The 10040-nt window shown below is 68.2% G+C and carries 8 protein-coding genes and 4 pseudogenes; 3 read left to right on the top strand and 9 right to left on the bottom strand.

The window, feature by feature from the left end; genetic code table 11:
* Positions 1 to 791, bottom strand: a pseudogene (locus ABZ904_RS49110) (hypothetical protein); the annotation flags it as partial.
* Between the two features lie 631 nt (positions 792 to 1422).
* Positions 1423 to 1602, bottom strand: coding sequence for a hypothetical protein (locus tag ABZ904_RS49105; RefSeq protein ID WP_361830666.1), 180 nt, complete (start codon positions 1600 to 1602; stop codon positions 1423 to 1425).
* On the opposite strand from ABZ904_RS49105, the pseudogene ABZ904_RS49100 reads away from it, so the two are divergent.
* Positions 1519 to 2182 (top strand): annotated as a pseudogene (locus tag ABZ904_RS49100) (transposase); the annotation flags it as partial. The gene ABZ904_RS49105 and the pseudogene ABZ904_RS49100 sit on opposite strands and share 84 nt — an antisense overlap.
* A 348-nt stretch (positions 2183 to 2530) precedes the next feature.
* On the opposite strand, the gene ABZ904_RS49095 reads toward ABZ904_RS49100, so the two are convergent.
* The gene (locus tag ABZ904_RS49095; protein ID WP_359410430.1) at positions 2531 to 2764 is read right to left on the bottom strand and encodes a hypothetical protein; all 234 of its coding nucleotides are present in this window, start codon (positions 2762 to 2764) and stop codon (positions 2531 to 2533) included.
* A gap of 782 nt (positions 2765 to 3546) precedes the next feature.
* On the opposite strand from ABZ904_RS49095, the gene ABZ904_RS49090 reads away from it, so the two are divergent.
* Entirely contained in the window at positions 3547 to 3777 is a 231-nt protein-coding gene (locus tag ABZ904_RS49090) for a YozE family protein (RefSeq protein ID WP_361000430.1), read from the top strand.
* A 21-nt stretch (positions 3778 to 3798) separates the two neighbouring features.
* Here the strand turns inward: ABZ904_RS49090 and ABZ904_RS49085 are convergent, their stop codons facing one another.
* Entirely contained in the window at positions 3799 to 4440 is a 642-nt protein-coding gene (locus ABZ904_RS49085; RefSeq protein WP_359402664.1) for a TetR/AcrR family transcriptional regulator, read from the bottom strand.
* A 187-nt stretch (positions 4441 to 4627) separates the two neighbouring features.
* Here ABZ904_RS49085 and ABZ904_RS49080 point away from each other — a divergent pair, with 187 nt between their 5' ends.
* Positions 4628 to 4828, top strand: coding sequence for a hypothetical protein (locus tag ABZ904_RS49080; protein ID WP_359402661.1), 201 nt, complete (start codon positions 4628 to 4630; stop codon positions 4826 to 4828).
* Positions 4829 to 5428: 600 nt separating this feature from the next.
* On the opposite strand, the pseudogene ABZ904_RS49075 reads toward ABZ904_RS49080, so the two are convergent.
* From ABZ904_RS49075 to ABZ904_RS49055, 5 genes and pseudogenes are all read right to left on the bottom strand, one after another.
* Positions 5429 to 6157: pseudogene (locus tag ABZ904_RS49075) on the bottom strand (transposase).
* Positions 6158 to 6297: 140 nt separating this feature from the next.
* Positions 6298 to 7755: an MFS transporter gene (locus tag ABZ904_RS49070; protein WP_361830663.1), complete on the bottom strand. Its 1458-nt coding sequence runs from the start codon at positions 7753 to 7755 to the stop codon at positions 6298 to 6300.
* 213 nt (positions 7756 to 7968) lie between these two features.
* Complete coding sequence (locus ABZ904_RS49065) at positions 7969 to 8265, bottom strand: SDR family oxidoreductase (RefSeq protein ID WP_361000436.1); 297 nt, start codon at positions 8263 to 8265, stop codon at positions 7969 to 7971.
* Between the two features lie 141 nt (positions 8266 to 8406).
* Positions 8407 to 9207 carry an SDR family oxidoreductase gene (locus tag ABZ904_RS49060; RefSeq protein WP_359402655.1) on the bottom strand — a complete coding sequence of 267 codons (801 nt, stop codon included), beginning with the start codon at positions 9205 to 9207 and terminating at the stop codon, positions 8407 to 8409.
* Positions 9208 to 9710: 503 nt separating this feature from the next.
* Positions 9711 to 9950, bottom strand: a pseudogene (locus ABZ904_RS49055) (MFS transporter); the annotation flags it as partial.
* Between the last annotated feature and the right edge of the window lie 90 nt (positions 9951 to 10040).

The following is a 10040-nucleotide window of genomic DNA, read 5'->3' as shown; positions in this document are numbered from 1 at the left end:
CCCGTCGCGGTCACGGGCCCGCCCCGGTCAGCGGGTTCGGCAGCAGCGTCCACAGATCGCCGGGCCGCTGCGGGGAGCGCTGCCGGCGCCGACCTCGACGTCGATGCCGAGGAACTCGCGCGCTTCGCAGCGGACGGCTCGGTGGACGCCGACGCGGAGGGTGACAAAGAGGCCGGGGTGCGGCCGGACTCTTCCGGCGCGCCGGTGCGTCCGTCCTCCAGCGCGGTGTCGCGCCTTGGCTCGTCCGGGATGAGCAGCACGCTCGTGAAGCCCGCGACGGCGACCGCGATCGCCGCGACGATCAGGGCCTGTCGGCGCCGGCCCTTCGGTCGGCGCCGCTGCCTCCCGGGGGAACTGTTGCGGGAAGGGGGGCGCGGCGGCGACAGCGGGCTGTCCGGCCCGTGTGTTGCACTTGGTGTGCGCCGTGTGCGTGGATTACTCGCCGCTACCGGTTCGTGCGGCTTCTGGAGCGGCTGGGTGTCGACCTCGTCCGGCCCGGTCGTCGGCAGTGCCGACGGTTCCAAGAGCGAGTGGGGCACCTCCAGCGTAGGGCCGCCCACCACGCTCATACCCGACGGGAGGGTCGCAGAAGGCAGGGTGGCGGGGGCCGACGGCGATCCGTGCTGTCCCAAAGCAGTGGAGCTCTGGCCCGGAGGCGGGTTGAAGGGGAGCTCTTTGGTGCCGGGCGATTTCGGCAGCTCGACGTAGATGTATGGGCGGACGCCCAGCGACTGGAAGTCCTCCGGCGCGGCCGTTTCGGACGGGCCGGCGCGGCGGGCCGTGGCGGCCACCTGCTGAGTGCACTGACAGGCGTCACTGCCCCCCGCCGCCCGTTCACCGGAACACTTCGAACACCTTTGCCCGTCCATATGTCAATCCTTCCCCCTATAGACGCCTGCGATTATGCAGAGCTCGTCGCCGATCCACACGGCAATTCCGGGAATCCCTTGCGGATGCGCGCGCCGTGGCTGCGCCGCACTATGAGCAGCCGGGAGCGACTGTTGACGGCGCGCACGCTCGGCGCGAGACATCGAATGCGCGGGGCGCACGACGCGCAGCCGCGCGAGCATCGGCCGGATGCGCTGGTACGGGCCCCCTACGGCTCCGACGTCTCCGATTCCAGCCGCGCCCGGGCCGCCTTGCCTTGCACTCCGAGCTCGTCGCTCCTGATGCCGCGCGCCCACTGGTAGTTCCGCACCGCGTCATCGACCTGGTGTTGGAGGTGCCGTTGCCCTCGCCGATGTAGAGGCTCAACCGCTGGAGGCGGACCTGGAGTTCGGTGACCTCCGGGCCGGCCTGAGCACCAGCTGCCCGATCTCCATCCGGCCCGCTGCCACATGGCCCTTCACGAACGACCGTGTGCGGGCGACCGAAGCGCTAGGAGCGTGTCTCAGTAACCGGCAACCCGTGTGTGTCTGGTGATCACTCGTGCGGGATGATCCCGGCATGCGTGATCGGGAAGAGTTGTTCGAGGTCGAGCCGGTCGAGGGTGAACAGCCGCCCCGTCGTGCGGGGGCGGTGGATAAGACGTTCCGGGCCTTCCACCCGCACCAGGTCCTGCTGCTGCCGCCGTCGCTGGATGACTGGCTGCCGAAGGATCATCTGGCCCGGTTCGTGGCCGAGCAGGTCGACGAGGTGCTCGACCTCTCACCGATCCTGGCGGACTACACCGAAAAGCGCTGCTTCCCGCCCTACGACCCGCGGCTGATGCTGCTGATCTACGGCTACACCACCGGGGTCCGTTCCTCCTGGGAGATCGAGTGCCGGCGCGTGGACGATGTCGCGTTTCGCTTCCCGGCCGCCGGCCAGGCCCCGGACTCCGGTCGATCGCCCGATTCCGTCGCCGCCACCTGGACTCCCTCGCGGATCTGTTCCTGCAGTCGCTGTATCTCGCGCAGAAGCTCGGCATGGTCCAGATGGTTCGCGGCGCCCTGGACGGCACGAAACTGGAGGCCAACGCCTCCAAGCACAAGGTGATGGACTACGGCCGCCTGGTCGACAAGGAGGAGCGGATCTAGGCCGAGATCGCCGAACTGGAGGGCAAGTCGGCCCTTTGCTGGCCGACGCTGAGGCCAGCGACACCACCAAGGACCAGGCCTTCGGCATCGACGGCAAGGAGAGCGACCTGCCCACCGAGCTGGACCGACGCGAAAAGGTCCTGGCCAGGCTGCAGGCCGCCCGCAGGCACGCCACGGGCGGCGAAACGCCGATGGGTCCCGGCCGGGGAGTGCACCCCGGCCGGGACCCTTCGAGGTTCAACGCGATTCCGTCAGCCGTTGGAACGCAGGGTCCAGACGACGGTCATCTCAACTCCTTGAGCCTGGCACCTGCGGAGACGCTCGCGTTTGCCCACTTCAGGCCCCTGAAGTGCAGAGACGTGGTGAGACGAATTGAGCGTCGTTGAGACAAAGGGAGGCATCCAGCGCTCCCTCACGGCTCTCTGAGAGGGATTCACCCCCTGAATCCTCCCTGAAGTTGCGCCGCGAGCAGACTCCCCACCTGCGCCAACTCCCTTGCAACAAGCCTTCTGCTATGCCTGTGAGACGCGCCCGGGCTCGTACTCGACTCCCCGGCGGTAAGTGGTCTCGCGCCGCATGTCCTCCATGGCGATGACGCATTCCTCGCAGGCGCGGATGTCCTGGGTGCCGCCGGCCGCGCTCCGCACCGTCCAGACGTGAGTGGTCGGCACTTCACCCTTGCCTGGGTGCCGAAAGCAGGCCCCCAACTCCCAGGCGTACAGCTTGAGGACCTGCTCGCGATCCATACCTACCTCCTGTGTAGTGGCATGTGAGGGGAGCGTGGGGGGTGCGTGGCCTTGGTTCCCGCGTCTGGTGCGCGGGATGCGCTGGGCAAACACGGTTCATCCGAAGGAGTGAACAAGCGTTCGATTCTAGGACACTACCTGCGGCCCTGCGGCATATGCCACGTCGCCGCAGGGCTTTGTAGTGCGGGCTTGCACTGTCGGTTGCAGTTGAAGCGAGGACCTTTGCCTCTTTTACGACGAGGGAGTGGCCGTCCGTCGCACGAGTTTCAAGATCAGAAAATGCCCGGTTCCCCGGGGCTGACTTTTGATCACGGTCGGCCCGGCGTAGGCCGGATGCCCCACCTGCCAGGCAACGTCGACGCCTGGCCCGCGCATGAACGCCGCGCCATCGGCGGCCTAGGTGGAACTGCGCCGTCACGCCCGCTCCCAGGTGCAGACACGGTCAGCTGCGCCAAGGCGTCCGACACACCTCCGACACAGTCTGTGTCGCTGGCGCTCTTCGATGGACATCGCCGCAGATCAGAGAGCTATGCAGAGTGATCGACGCATTCACTCCGGAGCCGCGTGCGCAGGCTCGAATCCTGCCGGGGGCACTCGCCGGTCAGCCAGCAAGAACCAGGGTCTGACCAGGGCGGATGCCGATGAGAGAGAGCGGGAATCGGTGTCACTGACTCCCGCTCGTTCTCATTGTCTCTCACTCTTCGCGCACTATCTGCGATACACGCGACGCACCACCGACACACTCACGTGTGGACGCCACGCGGCGGCGGAAGGATGCGGATATGCCCAAGCCGAAGCGCTTCACCGCGTGGTTGAAGACCCACACCGATCAAGACAACGCCATTGGTGATCTCGCCCGGGAGGTCTCGCGCGATCCCGACTGGCCCTCACCCAAGGGCCTGCCGGGCCAGCGCACCTATCTTGATGAGCGCGGCGCCATTCCGGCGGCCATAGAGACACTCGAACGTGCCTGGACTCAGTACGATCAGCACAAAGCCGCTCAAGACGAATGACGGCGGCCCGACCCCTCACGGCTAGCCGGAACGCCCCGTGTGCGTCCGTCGCCCGCCCGACGGCAGCCAGCACTCCAGTGCCATGTCGGCGATGTCCTGGAGTTCGTCGCGGCCGAGGCCGCTGGCGGCCTGGACGGCGATGCCGAACGCCACCGACATGACATATCGGGCGAGCCGTCGGGGGTCGGCGTCGCGCGGCAGATCGCCCTCATCGACGGCCCGCTGGAAACGCTCCTCAAGGCGTAGAGCCGAAGCGTTCCGCCACTCGACCAACATGTCGTGCGCGGGCCGCCCCCCTTCGCTCGACGCCAGCGCGCCCTGCACGCCCAGGCATCCCGCAGGGCCGCCGGGGCGCGTCGTGGTCCGAACCGCTCCGCGGAGAATCGCCTCGACCACGCCTCGCGCGGTCGGCTCCTCCAGGGCGCGCGTCCCGTAGTCGGCCGGGCCCTCGTCGTAGCGCTCCAGAGCTTTGCGGAACAGCTCCTTCTTGTCGCCAAAGGCTGCGTACAGGCTTGGCTTCGTGATGCCCATGGCCTTGGCCAGATAGGTGAGGCTGACCCCCTCGTATCCCCGTTCCCAGAACACCTGCATGGCGCGCTCAAGCGCCTCGTCGATATCGAATTCTCGAGGCCGACCCATGACGACGCTCCGCGAACCAGCCATGTGTGCAGAGTACTCCACCCCCGAGCGGCGATCAGCACTGAATTCTATACCGGCCGGAATGGAAGTCTTGCACTCTCAGTTCTTACCCACGACGGCAGTCACCACGGAGGTTCGTTGAAGGCGTCGTCGCAGGTCAATCACCGTCCGAGTGCACGCACGCCGCGTTCGGGGCGACAGAGAGGCCAGCATGTCCGAGAAGGAAGTACGCGAAGTCTTCGAGCGTTACGTCCAGGCGCTGAACGCCCATGAGTTCGATCGAATGGCCGAGTTCATTCAAGATGGGCTCACCGAGAACGGCCAGTCGGTCACGCGGGACGACGTCATCGCGGAGCTGAAGGGGCACGGTGACGCGGTGCCGGACTTCACCTGGCGGGGGTACAGGACGTAGCCATCGACGGTGACCGCGTCGCGGGGATCGAGTACGCCGAGTACTCGGGGCAGTTGTAGTTCTGGAACGGGAAGTCCAGCTAAGAACTCCCAACCAAATGCGGCCCGGCGTTCCCCCTCGCTTGACGGCTCAGCCCCAGCGGGATGACAACAGCGCGGTCGGTGGAGGATGGCAGGATCGGCGCGTGACGTGTGACGTGTGCGGGCATGCGATGCGACAAGTGCCAACGGCGGACCCGCGGGTGAAGGAGGCCTGGCTCTGCACCTGGTGCTACGCGTGGACCAAGCTGGGCACTCATCCAGGCCTGGTCGGAAGGTCGTGGTACCAGCCGGTGCGCATGCGCTGGGAGCGCGCTGATTTCGCAGGTCTGCCCACGGGCATCTCCCACGCATATGGGTACCTCGGCACGACCTTGTGCGGCATGCAGCAGGACGGCATCGCTCCCTCGCCATACCCGTGGTTCCCGGAAGGGGACGAGGCCTGCCCAGAATGCAGGGAGGCAGCAATCGTCATCGACGAACGCTGGCCAGTCGATGTGCGAGGTGAGAAGTACGAGCGGATTCGTCTTCCGCCTCCGCCTGGTTCGGACGGGCCGCCCTTCTAGGGCGTCCGACTTGCTGACAGGAGCCGCCTCCAGCAGATGATGCCGCAGGCCAGACTGAGGAGGGCCTTGTGGATGTCGTCGCGGATCTCCCAGCGGATGCGTAACCGGCGGAACCAGCGCAGCAGCGCGAAGCTCTGCTCGACCACCCACCGGTGGACGCCCAGCCCGGAGCCGTGGCCGGTGCCGCGGCGTGCGATGACCGGGGTGATCCAGACCACGAACATCCTCGACTCGATCGCGCACATGCCGCCGCCACGACACGAGGCTGGTGAGCCAGTCTGATCAAAGGGCTCCGAACCCGGTGGTGCTTCAGGCTTCACCAGCCCCGTAACTCACCATTAGATGGTGCTTGGAGCCTGTTCGGGCACGGTCGACCGGGCTCGGTCCTGTTTCGGGCCGCCTTTCAGGGCCCTGACGTGGGAGCCGTCTATCACCGCCCTGGACCAGTCCAAAGCCCCTGCGGCGTTCAGTTCGGCCAGAAGTGACTCGTGCAGACGCTGCCAGACTCCCGCGTCGTTCCAGTCGCGAAGGCGCCGCCAGCACGACATCCCCGAACCGAAACCCAGCCTCTGGGGCAGGAACTCCCACGGAATCCCGGTATAGAGCACGAACAGGATCCCGGACAGCACCTTGCGGTCATCCAGAAGCCTGCGGCCAGGGTGATCCGGCCGACGCGCCACGACCGGAAGTAACGGCTCGATCCGCGCCCAAAGCCCGTCCGCCACGACCCCACGGCGGCTGCTGACCCTTCCTCATGGAGCGGTCAACAACCCTCCAACCACCAACGTTCCAGGGCACTTTGTTAGGAGTTCTAAGCCTGCCCTCCGCCGGGTGCTTAGCGGGACTTTTCGTTCCGCTGCTACATCTACCCCGTGGCCCGCCCGTGCCTGGAGTTCAAGAATCCCGCGGTGAGCAGCGAGGCGCCTGCGAGCACGCCGACGATCACGTCCACTGCGTTCTTCATTCCCGGCAGGAGCTGGCCGCGGGCCGGAGTCGCCGGGGCGTTGAGGACGGCGGAGGTCACGGCCAGCACCACGACCGCGCCGGCCTGGAGGCTTGTGTTGAGCAAGCCTGAGGCCAGGCCCTGCTCATAGTCGGCGACTCCGGCGGTCGCCTGGGCGTTGAGGGACGCGAAGGCCAGGCTGAAGCCGATCCCGAACAGGAGCATGGTCGGAAGCAGGAACTCCGTGTACGGCATCGACGGAGTGGTCCGCAGGAACAGGGCGTAGCCCGCGGCGCAGCACACCAGCCCAGTGAGGATGCCTGCCTTGGTGCCGAGCCGCTCGATGACCGGGCCTAGGCGGGGAGCCACGAGGACCACAACTACGCCGGCCGGGAGGAAGGCCAGTGCCGTGCCGATCGGCGACCAGCCGAGGGCGTCTTGTACGTACAGGGTGGCGGTGAACTGGAAAGCGACGAAGCCGCCGGCCAGCGCGAAGCCGGCCAGGTTGGCGTGGACGAGCGCGGGGCTGCGCAGGATGCCCAGGCGAACCAGCGGATGGTCGTGGCGCAACTCGATCACGGTGAAGGCGGCCATCAAGGCGGCGCTGACCGCCAGCAGCCCGATGGTCGGCACGCTGGCCCAGCCCCGAGCCGGCGCTTCGACGACCGCGTAGACCAGCACGAGCAGGGAGCCGGTCGCGGTGAAGGCGCCGCCCAGGTCGAACTGGGCCAGCCGGACGCGCGCGGCCCCGGCCCTCGGGATCACCTTCCAGCCGATGGCGACGAAGACCAAGGCGACCGGTCCGGGGAGCAGGAGCGTGGCCCGCCACCCGACTTCGGTCAGCAGGCCTCCGATGGCCAGTCCGAACGAGTACCCACTGGCACTGCAGAGCGTGTAGATCCCGAACGCCCGGTTGCGGGCCGGGCCTTCGGCGAAGGTGGTGGTCAGGATGGACAGGCCGGCGGGAACCGTGAAGGCGGCCGCTATGCCCTTGACGAAGCGGAGGGCGATGATCGCGAACTGGTCGGTCAGGCCCGCACTCACGATCGAGGCCACGCCGAAGACGGTGACCGCGGCCAGGAATACATTCCGTCGGCTCACCAGGTCCGCAGTCCGGCCGCCGAGCAACAGCAGGCCGGCGAAGCCGAGGACGTAGCCGCTGACGATCCACTGCAGCGAGCTGGCCCCGAGATGCAGGGAACGGCCGATGGACGGCAGGGCAACCCCCATTATCGAGGTGTCGAGGCCGTCAAGGAAAAGAGCACCGCAGACCACGACGAGCAACAGCCAGAGGGCCGGCGTCCAGTTGAGGTCGCGTACAACGGTTGGGGCACGTGTGGCCGGGACCGCGTCAGGCGGCCGGATCTGGTAGGAGGTCATGGGCGGTCCGGGGAGCGGAGCCGTTTCCGGCCAGTTCCCCTTCCCCTTTCGAGTGAGGTGTGTGCGGGTTTCCCGCACACCGGCTAACGGTGTTCTGGCGTGTGTCAGGGTTCGTGCAGGCCGCGGCGTGGCCGGCGGGCATGGCTGCGGCCTCATCACGCGGGCCGCGGCCTGGCGGGGTGCGCTGCGCGTGGGCGGCGCACCCCGCCGGGGTTAGACCTCGCTGGCGCCGCCGTCGACGTAGACTTCCGCGCCGGTCATGAAGCTGCTGCGGTCGGAGGCGAGGAACGCCACGATGCCGGCGGTCTCCGCGGGTCGTGGAGGCGGTTCATCGGCACGGTCGCGATCACGCGCGCGCAGCAGCTGTTCGTCACCTCCGCGAAGGAGTGGTTCGGCGTCGCCCCGACCTCCGAAACGATCGAGTACGCCGAGCACTCCTTCCACAAGGTCCGTGACGGACGCTTCTACGAGATGAACTACCTGATCGACGCCCAGGCCGTACAGCGACAACTCGGAATGTGACGCCCGGAACCGACCCTCGCCCCACCCGAAGTCACCGCCCCTACGAGAGCCCGGCCGCCGGCCGGGCTCTCGTCGAGTGTCGACTGTGTCGCGACTCGGATCTCGCCCGTGTCCCCGGAGGGGTACCGCCTACAGGCGCTCGCCGCCGGTGGCGTCGATGATTTGGCCCGTGATCCACCGGGCGTCGTGGGAAGCGAGAAGGGCGACGACGTCGCCGACGTCGGCGGGTCCGCCCATGCGGCGGAGGGCGCGCGCCGCGACGCGGTCGGCGATGGCCTCGGAGTTGCCGCGCAACCAGTCGGCGTTCATGTCGGTGTCGGTGGTGCCGGGGCGGACGGCGTTGACGGTGATGCCGCGTGGGCCGAGGTGCTGGGCGAGCGGGAGCGTGAGAGCTTCGAGGGCTCCCTTGGTCATGGTGTATCCGATGATGCCGGGGCCGGGGACGCGGGTGGCGCCTGAGGAGACGTTTACCACGCGTCCGCCGTCGGCCAGGCGCGGCAGGGCGGCCTTGATGATCAGGAACGGCGCCGTGGAGTTGATCTGCTGCTGGCGGATGAAGTCCTCGGCGGCGGTCTCCTCGATGACGGCGTTCACGATGATCGCAGCGTTGTTCACCAGCACCCGCACGGGCACGTCGCGCAGCGCGCCCGCGGCCGCGTCGTAGGAAGCCCAGAAGGCGGTGCCGGTGTCGGGTTCGGCCAGGTCGGCGGCGAAGGAGAACGCCGTGCCGCCGGCCGCGGTGATCTTCTCGACGACGTCGGCCGCGGCGGCCGAGTCCTGGCGGTAGTGAACTGCGACGGTGTACCCGTCGGCGCCGAGACGGCTGGCGATGGCCGCCCCGATGCCGCGGCTGGCGCCGGTGACAACAGCGATGCCGTCGGACTTACGGGCGTTGAGCGCTTCGATGTCGCGCAGGTCGGTGTCAGACATGATGCCTTTCTGTTGCCCTGGATCGGGCGGTACTGGGTGCTGATGAAGCGGCGCTCCCGCGCTCTGGTCGCGGCGGCTGCCACGGAGGGGGGAACCTCGACTCCCCGACTTATATTCCGGGTGGAATAGAAGTTGTCAAATCGACGATGCGGGTCGTGCCGCACGCGACCCTGGGAAACCACCGACAGCAGGTGCCGACGCGCCGAGGTGGGACGGGCCGAACCCTTGAGCGCTTTACCGTCGAGGGCAAGGACGCGCAGCCGCCCGGGCGCGGGTGCCGCCGGCTGCCCCGTGGCCTTGGTGGCGGTGCCGGTGGCGGCGTGGTGCCGGTCGGCCAGGTAGGCACCCCGCAGCGCAGAAGGAGCCGCCCGGCACCGAGCCGGCCGACCACGGCCTGGGCCGGTCCCACGGCGGTCTGTCCCCGGACGGCTGTTCGCGGCAGGTGTTACCGGGCGCCCTGAGGGACGGGTGCCCGGTGACACCCATGAGACCCGAGGCGCGGGTCACGATGTGGGCTTTGCCTCCGTGGCCTGGGCCAGACCGCTGGACGCGCTCAGTGGGACCTCCTTGATGAACAGGGTGACCAGGAAGGCGATCGGGGCGGCGTACAGGAAGATGTCGCCGATGCCGTGCCCGTAGGCGCCCTCGAGCCAGGTGCGGACGGGAGCGGGCAGTATCGCGAGGTCGGGCAGTTCGCCGCTGCCGGAGGCCCGCGCGGCGGCTGCTTGTTCCTGCGGCCTGAGCTGACTCTATGAGGGCCGGGCCCCCCTTCCTGCACAGCCCGGTGGATTCTGGTTCCGGGTCCCATACGTGCTCGGAAAGGAGGCCCTCAA

The organism is Streptomyces sp. NPDC046900 (assembly GCF_040644975.1).
Taxonomy (GTDB): domain Bacteria; phylum Actinomycetota; class Actinomycetes; order Streptomycetales; family Streptomycetaceae; genus Streptomyces.
This window is presented reverse-complemented; position numbering and strand designations above follow the sequence as displayed.